Raw genomic sequence first — 15,384 nt, 5'->3', positions numbered from 1 at the left:
AGCTTTTTGCAGCTTTTCCTAGCCCAGTATATCCGCATGCGTGACGCCGTTTTCCAGGCTGCCGCTCACTTCAATCACGTGGCCCCAGAACAGGTCGCCGTCGTGGTACAGAAACTCAAAGCCGCCGCCGGCGTAGACGGTGACCGACAGCAGCGTGATGCGGGCGGCAAAATCGGCGGCCGACAGCGGCTGCTCGTCTTCCTCGAGCCAGCTGCTGTTCTTCAGCTCCAGCAGCCGCGCGATGGCGCCCGTGTGCAGCTGGTCTTGCCATGCGGCCTGATCCTGCCACAGCGCGTGCGCCACGGGCAGCACCTGCTGCAGCGATGGCGCGTCGTCGAGCGAGCAGTGCAGGTCGATCACCGTATCTTGCCAGTTGGCCGTGCCTGCATAGCTGTTCATGGCGGGTACCAGTACCAGGGTGCCGAAGCGCTCGTCGATGTGTGAAGTAGCTGTGTCTGTCATGCCTGTTTCCTGTTAGGGGTGTGATTTATTTAAATGCCAAATACCTTGAGAACGGCGTCGGTGGCGCCCTCGAACCAGTTGCCCACCTTGCCCGGCTGCTTGCCGTGGCGCGGGGTTTCTTCGTACAGGTAGACGCCGTCGCCATCGAAGCGGTCGTTGAGCAGTGCCTGCTGGTTGCGCAGATAGGGGATGAAGGTTTCGCTGCGCATGGTTGAATACAGCACGTCTGTGGAAAAGCCCAGGGTGGCGGACTGGCTGATGGCCCGTCCCTGGCCGGCCCGCTCCAGACGCACGCCACGGCAGCCGCGCACGATCAGGGTGGCGGGGCCGCGAAAGACGATGAAGCGCAGTTGCAAGGTCAGCCAGGCATGCAGGCTGCCCAGGCGCCAGTGGCTGGAAATGGCGACTGGCTGGTCTTGCCGCTGGATGACGCCGACCAGGCCGCGCGGCTGGAACACGAGGGCGGCGCCCGAGGGCAGTTCCAGGATGGCGATTTCGCTGAGCGGATCGTCGCTGGCAGAGATGGTGATGGAGGCTTCGCTCTTGCTGCGGATGCGCGTCAGCGCCACCATGCCAGAGGCCAGGCTGGTGAAGGGAAAGCGCCAGTCCAGCAGCCACTGCGTGTTTTTCTGCGTACTGACGGGTGACGATTGCAGGTAGTCGGGGTGTATCAGCATTTCGTCGCCGGGTGCCAAGGTCCACGCTTGCGAAACGCCGGAAATGCGCGACTGGCCGTCCGCGCGCAAGGGCAGGCTGGCGCCATCGACCTGTAATTCGCGGGCGATGGACAGCGGCTTGAAACGTGCAGCCAGGGGCGCCAGCATGAAGTAAAAACAGGCCTTGATGGCGACGGGCAGCGCGATGGCGGACAGCACCAGCAGGGCGGCCGTGGGCGCCACATCCTTGACGGGGCCAGACCAGCGGCCTATCCAACTCTTCGCCTGCTGGACCTCGCCGTCGGCAATCGCTGCCTGCAAGGGCGCCAATGCCGCCGTCAGCGCCTTGTTATCGATGGCGAACGGGCCGGGGCGGGGCGCATGGCTGGTGCGTGCTTCTTGCTTTTGATAGGTGCGCCAGGCGACAAGGTTGTTTTCGCGCAGGCGTACTTCCTCTGCTTCCAGTTGCGCCATGCGCATATAGGCGACACTGCCGGGCAGGCGGGCAGCCACCGGGTGGGCCGCTTCCACCTGCTGTTGCTGCTGCAGCTTGGCTTGCAGGGCAGCATAGGCCAGCACATGTTCGCCATGCAGGCGGGCCAGGGTCAAACGTCCATCTTCATTTTCGAGCGCAGCCTGCAAGGCGCTCAGATATTGCGCTTCCTGGACCAGCACTTCGATCTCGATGCGCCGCGTCGCTTCTTCCTGTGCGTGCCGGGCCAGCATGGCCGCATCGGGCAGGGGGAGGGTGAACAGCGACGGCTGCTGTAGCTTGCGTAGCGCGCGTAATTGCGCCTGTACTTCGGCCAGGCGGGTGACAATCGCCGCTTGCGAGGTTTGCTGCAGGGCCTTGATGCGGGCCGTGGCCGCCTGGCCCAGGCTCAAACCTTGCTCATCGGCCGCGGCGGAAGCCTGGCGCAAGGTGGCGATGCTTGCGCTGCTGGCGCTGTAGGCACGCCATTCGGCCAGCAGCAAGCGCCCGGCCAGCAGGATGACGATGAACAGCGCGAACTGCAGCGCGTGGCGCAGCAGGAAGCGGAGCAGTGTCGTCAGCAACTGGCGCAAGGATGGGCTACCTTAATTTGCCGCAGTTGCTGCGTCGGCGTCGGCGCAGCATTTCTTGTACTTCCTGCCGCTGCCGCAGTGGCAAGGATCGTTGCGGCCCGTTTTAGGTACTTCGCGCAGCACCGTGGCGCCTGAATGGCTTTGCTTCAGGTGGCGCTGGCGGGCCCAGGCCGCGTTGATGGCGATCACGGACGGGGTCACGCCATCCATGGCTTTTTCCGCCGCTTCATCATCGAGTTCGCTGGCCGTCGCCAGGTGCTGGAACGGCGCCAGGTAGTGCGGGTGGCTCACGCCCAGGGCTGCCCATTGCGGCTTGTCCAGGGTCGTACCCAGAAGGAAGCCTGCGCACCAGGCAGGTACGCTCCATTCCGGGCCGCATTCGTAGATGGGCTCGAAACTGTCCGGGTCCTTGGCCAGCCATTCGACCATATAGGCGTGGTGGCGCTGCGCCAGCACGCTTGCGCGTTCGGTATCCTCGCCGGCTTCCGGCGCTGCCTTGCCGGCAGCCTTGTCCCAGACCCAGGGCAGCCATGAGGCGGGTGCGATGGCGTTCGGGCTCAGGGCCACGGCGGTCAGAAAACCTTCCAGCATCGACACATCCATGGCGCGGCCGGCCAGGGCAGGTGCGGCCAGCAGGGTGTCGAGTTCGGCGTATTCGTCGTCGGAGAGGGGCGTGGTGGTGGAGATACTGGACATGGAAATCTTTGCTGTGGTTGGTGGAGTGGCCATCGGCCATGGCGGTATTGTAACGCCCGCTCAGCGAAAAACTGTGTGCACAATGAAAAACGGCGGCCCGCAGGCCGCCGTTTTTGTCTGAGCAAGGAGATTACTTCACGCCATGCATCAGTTTGTTGATCAGCGGTGCGATCAGGAAAAGGATCACGCCGGCGCCCAGCAGGGACCAGAAGCCGAAGGTGTAGCCGGACAGCGCCGATTGCACCGACATGCCGCTCTTGCCGCTGACGTAGCTGGCGAAGATGCCCGACAGGTTGTTGCCGATACCGGTGGACAGAAACCAGCCGCCCATGCCCAGGCCAACCAGGCGTACTGGCGCCAGCTTGGTGACCATCGACAGGCCGATAGGCGACAGGCACAGCTCGCCGACCGATTGCAGCACGTACACGGTTGCCAGGGTCCAGAACGGGATCTTGTTGTCGGCGCCAACCAGGCTCGACAGTGCAAAGATCAGCAAGCCGAAGGCCAATGCATTCCCCAGCAAGCCCAGGCCGAATTTGCGCGGGATCGAAGGATTGACGTTGTGGCGCGCCAGGAACACCCAGATGGCCGCAATCACGGGGGCCAGGATGATGATGGCGATCGAGTTGACGGTCTGGAAGTAGGCGGTCGGGAAGATCCAGAAGCCCAGGTCGCGGTTGACGATGTTTTCAGCCAGGAAGGTAAACGAGCTGCCTGCCTGTTCGAAGAACATCCAGAACAGGATGTTGAAGGCAAAGATCAGCAGCATGGCGATGACTTTGTCACGTGCCACTTTGCCATCGCGCACACCTTCGATGACCAGCATCACTGCCAGGATCAGGAACAGCGCGGTCAGGATGACTTGCAGCGTTTCAGCGCCGACGGTCAGCAGGAAGTACATCAGCGGGATCACGCACAGGCAGCCCAGGGCCACCCAGATGACGCGTTTAGGGCCTTCGGCGCCGATTTCTGGCGTGCCGATGCCTTTCAGGGCGCGGCGGCCGATGAAGAACCAGACCAGGCTGATCAGCATGCCGAAGCCGGAAGCGATGAATACCATCTTGTAGGAAGGCATGGAGTTGGTGCCGAAGATCGATTCGGCCAGCCATTGGGTGATCACTGGCGCGACCAGAGCGCCCATATTGATACCCATGTAGAAGATCGTGAAGCCACTGTCACGGCGCTGATCGGCAGCCGCATACAGCTTGCCGACCATGGTCGAGATGTTCGGCTTGAACATGCCGTTGCCGACGATCATCGTTGCCAGGCCCAGGTTGAAGATATCCTGGTTTGGTACGGCGATGCAGAACAGGCCGGCAGCCATGAAGGTGGCGCCCAGCAAGATGGAGCGCTGGTAGCCGATGATACGGTCGGCGATATAGCCGCCGAACAGGGCGCCGGCATACACCAGCGCGAGGAAGGAACCGTAGGTCAGGGTGGCCGCAGCCTCTCCCGAAGCATCGCCGCCATGGAACTGGGCCACGATGTACAGTACCAGCGCCCAGCGAACTCCGTAGAACGCGAAGCGTTCCCAGAATTCAGTCATGAACAACATCCACAATGGGCCTGGATGGCCCATAATCTGCTTGAACTCGGGAATAACGGCTTCCTTGTTGGGCGTAGTCGCACCGCTCATGCGGTTCCTCCTGAAAATTATTATAGTGAATCGATAAAACAAACATATGGAATCTCGCCTGTACAGTGGGCTCTCTCGTGAAGCGCTGCAGGTACAGGAATTCCAATAGGGACGCATTCTAATCTACAAATTGCGCTATGCGAAGATTTCCATTCGCATTAGCAAGAATGACCGTTTCATATTAGTTAAGCATCAGTTGAGTATTGGCCAAGCATCAGTCAAACCGGTTTGCATGCCGGGAGCGGGATCAGCGATTTCCATGCCGCCAAGCACAAGCATGCCGACTTGTCGTATATTGGTGCTGCAACACATCCGAGGATCGATTTTTTAAGGGATTTTTCGCATTATGGAACACGACGTTATCGATACTCTGGTTTCTCCCGAGGGCCGCCTGGACGTGCTCTCCAAGACCGAAGTCAACAAATTGCTCGACACCAGCCAGGGCGGCCTCTATAACACCTTCCGCCGCTGCGCACTGGCGGTACTCAATTGCGGCAGCACCGTCGATGACGGGCGCGCCTTGCTGGAACGGTATCAATCGTTCGATGTATCCATCATCCAGCGCGAACGCGGCATCAAGCTCGACATCAAGGGCGCGCCCGCCATCGCCTTTGTCGATGGCAAAATGATCAAGGGCATCCATGAACACCTGTTTGCCGTGCTGCGCGACATCATCTTCGTCAGCGACGAAGTGACGGGCAACCCGAAATTCGACTTGCAAAGCACGGAAGGCGTGACTGACGCCGTGTTCCACATCCTGCGCAATGCGAATGTGCTGCAAACCCAGCTGAACCCCAACCTGGTGGTGTGCTGGGGCGGCCACTCGATCAACCGGGCCGAATACAATTACTCGAAAGAGGTCGGTTACCAGCTGGGCTTGCGCGGCCTCGATATCTGCACCGGCTGCGGCCCGGGCGCCATGAAAGGCCCGATGAAGGGCGCCACCATCGGCCACGCCAAGCAGCGCCTGCACAATGGCCGCTACCTGGGCATCACCGAGCCGGGCATCATCGCGGCCGAATCGCCGAATCCCATCGTCAATGACCTGGTCATCATGCCGGACATCGAAAAGCGGCTGGAAGCGTTCGTGCGCGCCGGCCACGGCATCGTGGTGTTCCCTGGCGGCGCGGGCACGGCCGAGGAAATCCTGTACATCCTCGGCATCCTGCTGCACCCGGACAATGCGGAAATCCCTTTTCCGCTGATCTTCACGGGACCGGAAACCTCGCGCGACTACTTTGTGCAGATCAACCAGTTCATCAGCGACACGCTGGGCCCGGAAGCGCAGCAGCGCTATAAAATCATCATCGATGATCCGGAACTGGTGGCGCGCGAAATGCTCGAAGGGATCAAGCAGGTACGCGAATTCCGCAAGGCCCACAGCGATGCCTATTATTTCAATTGGCTGCTGAAGATCGACCATGAATTCCAGAAGCCGTTCAAGCCCACGCATGAAAACATGCGCAACCTGAGCCTGCACAAAGACCAGGCCACGCACTTGCTGGCCGCTCAGCTGCGCCGCGCTTTCTCGGGCGTGGTAGCCGGCAACGTCAAGGATGACGGCATCCGCTCGATCGAAGAACACGGCAACTTCGAAATCCACGGCGACAAGGCCATCATGGGCCCGATGGACAAGCTGCTGGCGTCGTTCGTGGCGCAGCACAGGATGAAGCTGGCGGGCACGGCGTATGTGCCTTGTTATACCGTCATTCAATAAACGTCGAGGCGCCGAAGCACTGAGGCAGTGTCCAGTGATAAAACAGCCTGATAGTATTATTTACTGCATAAACGCCCGATGCGCTGCATCGGGCGTTTTGTATTTCAAGGCCGTGTGCGGCCGTCCTGCTTGTCGATGCGCACCGATTGCGCAGCATTTTGCTTGTCGGCGCGAGGCTTGCAGGTCGATTCAGTAAAAACTCACTGGCTGGCGACGTAGTGAGTTCTTGATCATATTAAGGATACTATTCTATCTAAATTTGAATAAAAGATATTTATCTATCTCTTGCATATGGCGAAAAAGATAGTATAGTATCTTTATGAGGAATTTAGATAGAAAACTATCCTATGAAAACTATTAGTGAAATTGGTGAATTTTTTAGAAGCGAGCGTCTCCAGCGTGATCTTAAACTTGAGGAGATGGCCAAGCGTACTGGCTTGACTCAGGTAACGCTGCGCGGCCTGCTCAATGGTCAAAATGACTCCCGGCTGTCAACGGTTCTTGCTGTCGCACAGGAGTTAGGCCTGGAACTGGCGCTGGTTCCCGCTGGCGTTGCGAAGTCAGTTCAGCAGAGGGAGCGGAGCGGGGCGGTTGAATCTCTCGTCAGCAAGGCGTTGCGGGGCCAAAGCAAAACACCGGACCTTGCAAGTGATCGGGGTGGTACACGATCCGATATCCTGGACAAGTTCTCTGAGCCGGTAAGCAGGTATGTCGGGCCCAAGTTTTAAGGAGGGTGTCAATGAGAATTAGCGTGTTGGAGATTTTGATCGGCGACCTTCGCGGGGGCCATTTGTTTCGTTACGGAGACATCATTCGGTTCGCGGTAGACGAGGCTTACGCAAATGACGCCCAAGCTCCGCTTTTATCGCTGTCAATGCTGGCAGGAGATCCAGCACAGCAGCGTGCTTTTTTCTTCGATTCGCTCAATCCTGTCCTCAACTCGCTTGGCGAAGGAAAATTGCCTGCCTTCTTTCAGAACTTGTTACCCGAAGGGGGGCTACGCGACCATATTGTCGCCGAGCGAAATTGCGATCCGAATGACCATTTCGAGATCCTGGCCGCTTGCGGTGGCGACTTGCCTGGTAATGTATATGCGTTGCCGGCACGCGACGGCCATTTGACTGCCCAACTGGTCACACAGAACAAGGAATCAATAGAGGTGAGTGTTGTTGATGATCCACTTGAGGATGGCGTCAGTATCTCGGGTATGCAACCCAAGATAGCACTGCTTAAAAAGGGCGGGCGTTTTGTTGCAGCGCGTAATCTCGATAGCGGACACGTCATTGGGAAGTTGCCAACGTCTCAGTTTGACTTGCTCCCTCAAGTAGAAGAGTTGTCGCTTCGTCTGGCCACCGCTGCTGGAGTCAATGCGTGTACGGCCACATTGCAGCCGCTTGAACTAATCGATGCAAGCCATTGGTACGATCTGGGTGACACCGATCAGTTTCTCGCTGTTGAACGTTTTGACCGCGATCGTCCTGGCCGGCTCCACGCAGAAGACTTTGCCCAAATTCTCTCTGTCGATCCAGCCAGAAAATACACTGGTGGTACCTACGCCGACATCGCATCGGTGATGCTTGCGGTCGATGGGCTGGGGATGTCAGCGGTGAAAGAACTGCTGCGGCGTATCGCAGTTTCTGAGCTCGTCGGAAACTATGATTTCCATTTGAAAAACATTGGTGTGTTGCATTTCCCGGGCAGGCGTATTGAACTCTCGCCAGCTTACGATATTGTTGCCTACAGCGTCTACATGGGCGGTCGCGGGCACGCGCTCGCTTTTAGTGCCGGGATGAAAAAACACCACATGCTCGATCCAGCGTCCCTTCGTGGATTTTGTGATGCACTCGGCTTGTCCGAGCCAGCGTTGCGTGCTGTCATCAGCGATGTTTGTGCTCGTGCACTGGAGCACTGGCCGGAAATGATAGAGGCAAGCACACTTCGTCCGGAGCAAAAAAAACGTCTCGTTGAATTTATCAAAAGCAGGCCGGTGTTGCAATCATTCCTGCGACGGCGTCGTACCCCGCATCCATGGAGGGATCAGGCTGCGCCGACGAATCAGCCCCCAGAAGTTGATGTTCCTTGAGTCTTCAGCGAAAAAGTGCCAGCTTACTCCGGGGCGTGTCATTGGATAAAAAAAGCCGCCAGATCGCGAGATCAGGCGGCTTTTTATCAGCTTGCGTCCGTGATTACTCTTCGCGGCGCAGATGCGGGAACAGCAAGACGTCACGGATATTCGGCGAATCCGTGATGATCATCATCAAGCGGTCGATGCCGATACCGCAGCCGCCGGCTGGGGGCATGCCGTATTCCAGGGCGCGGATGTAGTCTGCGTCGTAGAACATGGCTTCTTCATCGCCGGCGTCCTTGGCGGCGACTTGCGCCAGGAAGCGGGCCGACTGGTCTTCTGCGTCGTTCAACTCGGAGAAGCCGTTGGCGATCTCGCGGCCGACCATGAACAGCTCGAAGCGCTCGGTAATGCCGGCCACCGTGTCGGAAGCGCGCGCCAGTGGCGACACTTCGACCGGGTAGTCGATGATGTAGGTTGGTTCCCACAGCTGCGCTTCAGCGGTTTCTTCGAACAGCGCCAGTTGCAGCGCGCCCAGGCCGGCGGTGGCGAATGGCTTGACGCCGAATTTCTTCAGCTCGGCCTTGATGAATTCCGCATCGTGCAATTGCTCGTTCGTGTAGTGCGGGGCGTACTTGTTGATCGCGCCGACGATGGTCAGGCGGTGGAACGGTTTTGCCAGGTCCAGCTCGCGGCCGCCGTAGGTCAGGGTGGCGGTGCCGTGCGCATCAATGGCGGCCTGGCGGATCACCGCTTCGGTGAAGTCCATCAGCCATTTGTAATCGGTGTAGGCCGCGTAGAATTCCATCATCGTGAATTCAGGGTTGTGACGGATCGACACGCCTTCGTTGCGGAAGTTGCGGTTGATCTCGAACACGCGGTCGAAGCCGCCCACCACCAGGCGCTTCAGGTACAGCTCGGGCGCGATACGCAGGAACATCTGCATGTCCAGCGCATTGTGGTGGGTGATGAATGGTTTTGCCGCGGCGCCGCCTGGAATCGTGTGCAGCATCGGCGTTTCGACTTCCATGAACTCGTTCTTTTCCATGAAGCGGCGGATCGACGAGATGGCGGCGGTACGCGCCTTGAAGGTGCGGCGCGTCTCTTCGCTCATGATCAGGTCGACGTAGCGCTGGCGGTACTTGGTTTCCTGGTCGGCCAGGCCGTGGAATTTGTCCGGCAGCGGGCGCAGCGACTTGGTGATCAAGCGCAGTTCCGTGACCTTGATGGTCAGTTCGTCGGTCTTGGTCTTGAACAGCGTGCCGGTTACGCCCAGGATATCGCCCAGGTCATAGTGGTGCAGCGCGGCCATGGCGGCTATACCCGTCAGGTCCAGCGTGGCGTAGATCTGGATGCGGCCATCGGCTTTCGGGCCGGAGGCGTCTTGCAGGGTGGCGAAAGCGGCTTTCTTGCCGGCTTCGCGCTTCAGCATCATGCGGCCAGCCAGCACCACGGCTACGGGATGCTCTTCCAGCTCTTCGCGCGTCTTGCTGTCGTATTGTGCGTGCAGATCGGCCGCCTTGTGCTCAGGGCGGAAATCGTTGGGGAAGGCAATGCCTTGTTCGCGCAGTGCGGCCAGCTTGACGCGGCGCTCGGCGATGATCTTGTTTTCATCGGGGGCGGCGGCTTGTTCTTGGATATCCGTAGTCATGATGGGGTCTGTCTTTGGTGATTAATTCAGTGTTAATGCGCCGTTTTACCGCGCAGTGTTAAGGCATGGCCGTGCGCTGCGGCGAACAGCGCACGGAGCCGGCAGCTCTTATACGCCTTGCTTGAGCGAGGCGGAGATGAACTCGTCGATGTCGCCATCGAGTACGCCCTTGGTGTTGCCCGTCTCGAAGCCGGTACGCAAGTCCTTGATGCGGGACTGGTCCAGCACGTAGGAACGGATCTGGTGGCCCCAGCCCACGTCGGTTTTCGAGTCTTCCAGCTTTTGCTGCTCGCTCATGCGCTTGCGCAGCTCATGTTCGTACAGTTTGGCCTTCAGCATTTCCATCGCTTCGGCGCGGTTGCGGTGCTGCGAACGGTCGTTCTGGCACTGCACCACGATGCCGGTTGGTCCGTGGGTCATGCGGACTGCGGAGTCGGTTTTATTGATGTGCTGACCACCGGCGCCCGACGCGCGGTAGGTATCGACGCGGATATCGGCCGGGTTGACGTCGATCTCGATCGAATCATCGACTTCCGGGTACACGAACAGCGACGTAAACGAGGTGTGGCGGCCGTTGGCCGAGTCGAATGGCGACTTGCGCACCAGGCGGTGCACGCCCGTTTCCGTGCGCAGGAAGCCATAGGCGTGATCGCCCTCGACTTTCAGCGTGGCGGTCTTGATGCCGGCTACCTCGCCGTCGGACTGCTCCAGGATTTCAACCTTGAAGCCCTTGCGTTCGCAATAGCGCAGGTATTGGCGCAGCAGCATCGAGGCCCAGTCCTGGGCTTCCGTACCACCGGCGCCGGCCTGGATGTCGATAAAGCAGTTGTTCGGGTCCATCGGATTGTTGAACATCCGGCGAAATTCCATGCTTTCGATGACCTTGCGGATTTCCTGCACGTCCTGCTCGATCGCTTCGAGCGTCTCGTCGTCGCTTTCTTCGCGGGCCATGGCAAACAGGTCCTTGGTGTCGCGCAGGTCGGCGTCAGCCTTGGTCAAGGTAAAGACGATGGCTTCCAGCGCCTTCTTCTCTTTGCCGAGGTCCTGGGCGCGCTTGGGATCGTTCCAGACGGTAGGATCTTCCAGCTCTTCGTTGACTTGCTCTAGTTTCTCCGACTTGACAGTGAAGTCAAAGATACCTCCGAAGTTCGGCTTCGCGGACCGTGAGGTCGGAGAGCAGGGCGGAGATGGCGTTGATGCGTTCGGCTTCCATAATATTCTGGTCTTCTATGGTGAAATCAAACCCTGAATTATACGCGAGCATGGGCCGTTTCTGATGGCGGCAGCAATGAAACACTGCCGCACGGGAGAATAAAATCACTGTTTTGAGGTATTTACGACAATATTTTATGGCTTGATGGCGGCTGCCGTGCTGCGTATGATGCTGGCGATATTGTCTTTCCATAGGGAACCATCATGCGCCAACTTCCTCGTCTCGCCCTGTTACCGCTGCTGCTGGCCGGTTGCGGCGCCTTGCCGCCCGCCGCGACAGGCTTAGCCCAGCCACAAGCCGGCAGCAGCGCCACGCTGGCTTTGCTGGAGACGACGGACTTGCACGCGAATGTATTAAGTTATGACTATTACAAGCTCCAGGCCGAGCCGTCGATCGGCCTGGAACGCACGGCGACCGTGATCGCGCAGGCGCGTGCCGAGTTCCCGAATAACCTCCTGCTCGATAACGGCGACACCATCCAGGGCACGGCGCTGGCCGATTACCAGGCGCTGGTCAAACCGGTGGCCTGCGACCAGACCTTGGCTGTCTACAAGGCCTTGAACCTGTTGAAGGTTGATGGCGGCGGCATCGGCAACCATGAATTCAATTACGGCCTGGCGTATCTGAGCCAGGTGACGGGCAGCCAGTTTGACGTCGACAGCGTCGATCCAGCCAAGCCGCGCTGCGCCGGCCCTCACTTCCCGCAAGTGCTGGCCAATGTGGTTAGCGTCAAGAGCGGCAAGCCGCTGTTCGCTCCTTACCACATCATCGACAAGCAGATCACGGCTACCGGCCCCGATGGCAAGCAGGTAGCGGCCACCATCAAGGTGGGCATCATCGGCTTCACGCCGCCGACCATCCTGTCCTGGGACAAGCGCTGGCTGGAAGGGCGCGTCTACACCCAGGGCGTGCGCGAGACGGCAGAAAAATACATTCCCGAGATGCGCGCCAGGGGCGCCGACCTGGTGGTGGCGATTTCGCACGGCGGCCTCGATAACAGCCCGTATTCACCGACCATGGAAAACGGTAACTACTATCTGTCGCAGGTGCCCGGCGTGGACGCCATGCTGATCGGCCACTCGCACCAGCTGTTCCCGAACGCGGCCAGCACGGTGCCGCAATTTAATCTGCCCGGCGTCGACAAGGTAAAGGGCCTGGTCAATGGCGTGCCGACCGTGATGGCCAATTTGTGGGGCAAGCACCTGGGCGTGATCGGCTTGCACCTGCAATATGACGGCAAGCAGTGGATCGTCGACAAGAACCGCACCACGGTGGAAGCGCGCGGCATCCAGAATGCAGACAAAAGCTATGTGGCGCCCGATGCGGAGCTTGCCGCGCTGGTGGCCGAGGAACATGCAGCGACCATCCAGTATGTGCAGACACCGGTGGGCGTGACGGACTTCCGCATGAACACCTATTTTGCCGACGTGGGCGATGTCAGCGCCATCGAAGTGGTGAACCAGGCGCAGGGCGCTTACCTGGCGGCCTACGTCAAGGCCAATTTGCCGCAATACGCCAGCTTGCCGGTGCTGTCGATGTCGTCGCCCTTCAAGAGCGGTTCGGCCGGTGTATCCGATTACACGGACGTCAAGGCGGGCAGCGTGGCCCTCAATAACGCGGCCGACCTGTATCTGTATCCGAACGCCCTGTATGGCGTGAAGATGACGGGCGCAGAATTGACAGCCTGGCTGGAACAGTCGGCACGCCGCTTCAATACCATCGACCCTAACAAGCTTGAAGCGCAGGAATTGATCAACGCGGCCCATCCCAGCTATAACTTCGACGCCATCAGCAGTGCCGATGTCAGCTACCAGATCGACGTGACGCAGCCGCCCGGCCAGCGCATCAAGGGCCTGACTTACCAGGGCAAGCCGGTCGATGCCAAGCAGGAATTTTTGATCGCGACGAATAACTACCGGGCCAGCGGCGGTGGTAATTTCCCTGGCCTCGATGGCAGCAAGACGATAGTCGCCTCGCCGGACAACAACCGCGAAATCCTGATCGCCTATGTCAGCAAAGAGAAAAACCTGACGCGCGTGAAAAACGGTTCGGCGCGCAGCTGGCGCTTCGCCAAAGCCATCACCAAAGGCCCGGTGGTATTCCACTCGGCGCCCAACGTGATCGCCCTGGCGAAGGATGCTGGCATCGATAACGTGACCCAGCTGCAGGCCGACGACGGCGCAGGCAAGGGTTTTGCGCTGTATCAGGTCGACCTGTCGAAATGATGGCGGCGGCGTGGCTGCTGGCGGCAGCGCTGGCGGCTGGCGACCCTGCCGCGCAGCTGGTGCAAGCGAAGGCCCTGATGCGTGGCGCATCGGCGCAGCAGCCGCAGGCGCGCCTGCTGTTCACCGAGGCGGCCGGGCAGGGCAGCGGTCCTGCCGCCTATTACCTGGGTCTGATGGTCAAGAACGGCATGGGTGGCCCGCAAGACCAGGCGGCTGCGCTGCGCTGGCTCATCCTGGCCGCGCAGCGGCAAGTGGTGCCCGCCATGTTCATCGTGGCGAACATGCTGTTTGACAGCGATGCAGCACAGGCCCGCTACTGGCTCGATGCCGCCTGCGAGGCTGAATACCCGGAAGCGCTGCAGCAGAAATCCGTCGCCCTGGGTGAAGGACGCATGGGCTATGTGCACAATGAGGAGCAGGCTGCGCTATTTCTGAAAATGGCGGAGCATGCGATGACGCACCGCCAACCCGAACCCTAAGCTAGTCTTCCTTCTCCGGCTTGGCGCGCAAGCTGGCGGCCGCCTCGCCGATGGCAAGCGGGTCGCGCGACAAAATGGCCGCGCCCAGGTCGACCAGTTTGGCCGCGGCGCCGATGGCAGCTTTCACGTCGGCGATGCGCTTGAGCTGGGCCTTGCCCTTGGCGATGGCGCCCTCGATATCGCTGCGCGCCTGTTCTGCCCCTTCGGCGATCAGGCTGATGCCGTAGGCGCGAAACAGGGCTACCATCTGGTCCAGATGGTTTTCATATTGTTCCAATAAGTCCTGGTCTGCGGGCGCCAGTGAAGGGCGTTCGCGGATACGCAATTCCAGCACCAGGCTCGATGCCTGTGCCAGGCTGTCGGCAATCGCGTATGCCTGGTCCTTCGTCAATGCAGTCAGTTGGGCCATGCTGTTCTCCTTTTATAGTACGACTTCACCAGCGGGCGGGGGCGTAAAAGACGGCTTGCTGCTGCAGCGCATCGACGTGCTCGGTAAACTGCGCCAGCTGCTGCTGCAGTTCCGGCGCTTGCAGGCTGTCCAGGTTGGCCCGCAAACTGGCGATGCCCGCTTGCAGCGAATCGACGGCGCGCACATAGCTGGCGACGATTTTCTGCCGCTCCTGCAATTGCCGGCTTTCCAGGTAGAGCCGGGTGCGGATGTAGTTGGCGGCCAGCGGTTCGCGCGGCGCGGCGCCATCGACGGCGCTACGCAGCAGTTGCAGGTCGCGCAATTCATCCTGCAAGCCGGCGCGGTAGCTGCGCTGCGCATATTCCTTGAGCGCATTGCTGACGATGGTCACGGCTTCCTGTTCATCGAGCAATTCGCGCAAGGCCGATTTTTGCAGGCGCTGCGTGGCCAGGCGGCTCAGGTGTTCGCTCAGCTTGACCACCTTGCTTAACTTGCCGGCATCGAGCAGCGGTGTATCGCCGCCGGGCTGCGTCAAGCCCCCCAGCGCATCGCCGAGCGCCGTGAATTCCTGCTTGTGCACGGGCAGCTTGTCGTCCGCCACTTGCGCCAGGGTTTGTGCATAGCGCAGCAATACATCGTTCAGCCTGGCGATCGGGATGCTGGCCTGGGCAATCGGTAGGCAATCGGCCTGCGCCGCCTGTTCGCTGGCCTGCGCATCGAAGCGCTCGCTCATGATCAGCCGCTTGCGCATGGCGTTGTCGGTGCAGCTATTGAGTGTGCCGGCCAGCATGGGATCGAAACTGGCCGACAGTTTTTGCGTCTGCTCGGCGAAGGTGCGCACCGGCGCCAGATTCGTGCAGCCGCCCAGCAGCAGGACGGCCAGCAGCAAGGTGGGAAGGGTAAATCTCGACGGGCGCTGCATATCGCCTCCATGCGGTGGGGTGGCTGGAATGGCCTGCGTATGGGCGCCGGCCTTGCCGAACTTAGCATGCTGGCCAGCGATGGATTTGCGCCAGATCAGTGCCCGGTCGATTGCCCGGTTTGCTTGCACCTGGCGCTGCTTTTCACCACAATATCAGCGCATGCCGCAGCAATTCCACCCATATTTTC

The 15,384-nt window shown here is 59.9% G+C and carries 15 protein-coding genes and 1 pseudogene; 6 read left to right on the top strand and 10 right to left on the bottom strand.

The genetic code is table 11. The annotated features are described in order from the left end of the window. Nucleotides 1-18 precede the first annotated feature (18 nt). From HDE72_RS19935 to HDE72_RS19925, 3 genes are read right to left on the bottom strand one after another with little or no spacing between them, the layout of a single operon-like run. Nucleotides 19-462, bottom strand: a complete 444-nt coding sequence (locus HDE72_RS19935) for a DUF2262 domain-containing protein (RefSeq protein WP_183744338.1) — start codon at nt 460-462, stop codon at nt 19-21. 29 nt (nt 463-491) lie between these two features. Further along, a complete protein-coding gene (locus HDE72_RS19930; RefSeq protein WP_183744335.1) occupies nt 492-2,183 on the bottom strand; it encodes a hypothetical protein in 1,692 nt (563 codons plus the stop codon). Nucleotides 2,184-2,195: 12 nt separating this feature from the next. Beyond that, nucleotides 2,196-2,879: a UPF0149 family protein gene (locus HDE72_RS19925; RefSeq protein WP_183744333.1), complete on the bottom strand. Its 684-nt coding sequence runs from the start codon at nt 2,877-2,879 to the stop codon at nt 2,196-2,198. Between HDE72_RS19925 and HDE72_RS27840 the strand changes: the two genes are divergently transcribed. Next, nucleotides 2,878-3,000, top strand: coding sequence for a hypothetical protein (locus tag HDE72_RS27840; protein ID WP_260176816.1), 123 nt, complete (start codon nt 2,878-2,880; stop codon nt 2,998-3,000). The genes HDE72_RS19925 and HDE72_RS27840 overlap by 2 nt on opposite strands. Before the next feature lie 9 nt (nt 3,001-3,009). Here HDE72_RS27840 and HDE72_RS19920 read toward each other — a convergent pair whose 3' ends face one another. Further along, nucleotides 3,010-4,515: a peptide MFS transporter gene (locus tag HDE72_RS19920; RefSeq protein ID WP_183744330.1), complete on the bottom strand. Its 1,506-nt coding sequence runs from the start codon at nt 4,513-4,515 to the stop codon at nt 3,010-3,012. 346 nt (nt 4,516-4,861) lie between these two features. Between HDE72_RS19920 and ppnN the strand changes: the two genes are divergently transcribed. After that, complete coding sequence (ppnN, locus tag HDE72_RS19915) at nt 4,862-6,232, top strand: nucleotide 5'-monophosphate nucleosidase PpnN (RefSeq protein ID WP_183744326.1); 1,371 nt, start codon at nt 4,862-4,864, stop codon at nt 6,230-6,232. 60 nt (nt 6,233-6,292) lie between these two features. On the opposite strand, the pseudogene HDE72_RS28100 reads toward ppnN, so the two are convergent. Beyond that, a pseudogene (locus tag HDE72_RS28100) lies at nt 6,293-6,434 on the bottom strand (IS3 family transposase); the annotation flags it as partial. A gap of 145 nt (nt 6,435-6,579) precedes the next feature. Between HDE72_RS28100 and HDE72_RS19910 the strand changes: the two are divergent. Both HDE72_RS19910 and HDE72_RS19905 read left to right on the top strand, forming a co-directional pair. Further along, complete coding sequence (locus HDE72_RS19910) at nt 6,580-6,960, top strand: helix-turn-helix domain-containing protein (protein ID WP_183744323.1); 381 nt, start codon at nt 6,580-6,582, stop codon at nt 6,958-6,960. A gap of 11 nt (nt 6,961-6,971) precedes the next feature. Then, a complete protein-coding gene (locus HDE72_RS19905; RefSeq protein ID WP_183744320.1) occupies nt 6,972-8,315 on the top strand; it encodes a type II toxin-antitoxin system HipA family toxin in 1,344 nt (447 codons plus the stop codon). Between the two features lie 103 nt (nt 8,316-8,418). Here the strand turns inward: HDE72_RS19905 and lysS are convergent, their stop codons facing one another. From lysS to HDE72_RS19890, 3 genes are all read right to left on the bottom strand, one after another. After that, complete coding sequence (lysS, locus tag HDE72_RS19900; protein ID WP_183744317.1) at nt 8,419-9,948, bottom strand: lysine--tRNA ligase; 1,530 nt, start codon at nt 9,946-9,948, stop codon at nt 8,419-8,421. A 108-nt stretch (nt 9,949-10,056) separates the two neighbouring features. Beyond that, nucleotides 10,057-11,161, bottom strand: a protein-coding gene (prfB, locus tag HDE72_RS19895; RefSeq protein WP_183744572.1) for a peptide chain release factor 2 whose coding sequence is annotated in 2 segments (ribosomal slippage) — nt 10,057-11,079 and nt 11,081-11,161 — 1,104 coding nt in all. Because the reading frame shifts where the segments join, the coding sequence is not laid out codon by codon here. Beyond that, the gene (locus tag HDE72_RS19890; protein WP_183744630.1) at nt 11,078-11,353 is read right to left on the bottom strand and encodes a hypothetical protein; all 276 of its coding nucleotides are present in this window, start codon (nt 11,351-11,353) and stop codon (nt 11,078-11,080) included. The genes prfB and HDE72_RS19890 overlap by 84 nt, the downstream gene beginning before the upstream one ends. Nucleotides 11,354-11,364: 11 nt before the next feature. On the opposite strand from HDE72_RS19890, the gene HDE72_RS19885 reads away from it, so the two are divergent. Further along, nucleotides 11,365-13,386, top strand: coding sequence for a bifunctional 2',3'-cyclic-nucleotide 2'-phosphodiesterase/3'-nucleotidase (locus HDE72_RS19885; RefSeq protein ID WP_183744313.1), 2,022 nt, complete (start codon nt 11,365-11,367; stop codon nt 13,384-13,386). Further along, entirely contained in the window at nt 13,383-13,865 is a 483-nt protein-coding gene (locus tag HDE72_RS19880) for a tetratricopeptide repeat protein (protein WP_183744309.1), read from the top strand. Before HDE72_RS19885 ends, HDE72_RS19880 begins: the two co-directional genes overlap by 4 nt. 1 nt (nt 13,866) lies before the next feature. Here the strand turns inward: HDE72_RS19880 and HDE72_RS19875 are convergent, their stop codons facing one another. Then, a complete protein-coding gene (locus HDE72_RS19875; protein WP_183744306.1) occupies nt 13,867-14,274 on the bottom strand; it encodes a hypothetical protein in 408 nt (135 codons plus the stop codon). A gap of 25 nt (nt 14,275-14,299) precedes the next feature. Further along, on the bottom strand, nt 14,300-15,325 hold the full coding sequence (locus HDE72_RS19870; RefSeq protein WP_183744303.1) for a hypothetical protein: 1,026 nt from the start codon (nt 15,323-15,325) through the stop codon (nt 14,300-14,302). Nucleotides 15,326-15,384: the final 59 nt, after the last annotated feature.

Origin of the sequence: Janthinobacterium saanense (assembly GCF_014200675.1) — a bacterium.
In the GTDB taxonomy this organism is placed as follows: Bacteria; Pseudomonadota; Gammaproteobacteria; order Burkholderiales; family Burkholderiaceae_D; genus Janthinobacterium.
Note: the sequence above shows the minus strand (reverse complement) of the source record. Positions and strands in the feature narration are given on the sequence as shown.

What these genes read in the sequence shown, in the direction of transcription:
- HDE72_RS19935 (WP_183744338.1), bottom strand. Translation starts at nt 462, where the DNA reads ATGACAGACACAGCTACTTCACACATCGACGAGCGCTTCGGCACCCTG.
- HDE72_RS27840 (WP_260176816.1), top strand. Translation starts at nt 2,878, where the DNA reads ATGGAAATCTTTGCTGTGGTTGGTGGAGTGGCCATCGGCCATGGCGGT.
- HDE72_RS19925 (WP_183744333.1), bottom strand. Translation starts at nt 2,879, where the DNA reads ATGTCCAGTATCTCCACCACCACGCCCCTCTCCGACGACGAATACGCC.
- HDE72_RS19920 (WP_183744330.1), bottom strand. Translation starts at nt 4,515, where the DNA reads ATGAGCGGTGCGACTACGCCCAACAAGGAAGCCGTTATTCCCGAGTTC.
- ppnN (WP_183744326.1), top strand. Translation starts at nt 4,862, where the DNA reads ATGGAACACGACGTTATCGATACTCTGGTTTCTCCCGAGGGCCGCCTG.
- HDE72_RS19910 (WP_183744323.1), top strand. Translation starts at nt 6,580, where the DNA reads ATGAAAACTATTAGTGAAATTGGTGAATTTTTTAGAAGCGAGCGTCTC.
- HDE72_RS19905 (WP_183744320.1), top strand. Translation starts at nt 6,972, where the DNA reads ATGAGAATTAGCGTGTTGGAGATTTTGATCGGCGACCTTCGCGGGGGC.
- lysS (WP_183744317.1), bottom strand. Translation starts at nt 9,948, where the DNA reads ATGACTACGGATATCCAAGAACAAGCCGCCGCCCCCGATGAAAACAAG.
- HDE72_RS19890 (WP_183744630.1), bottom strand. Translation starts at nt 11,353, where the DNA reads ATGGAAAGACAATATCGCCAGCATCATACGCAGCACGGCAGCCGCCAT.
- HDE72_RS19885 (WP_183744313.1), top strand. Translation starts at nt 11,365, where the DNA reads ATGCGCCAACTTCCTCGTCTCGCCCTGTTACCGCTGCTGCTGGCCGGT.
- HDE72_RS19880 (WP_183744309.1), top strand. Translation starts at nt 13,383, where the DNA reads ATGATGGCGGCGGCGTGGCTGCTGGCGGCAGCGCTGGCGGCTGGCGAC.
- HDE72_RS19875 (WP_183744306.1), bottom strand. Translation starts at nt 14,274, where the DNA reads ATGGCCCAACTGACTGCATTGACGAAGGACCAGGCATACGCGATTGCC.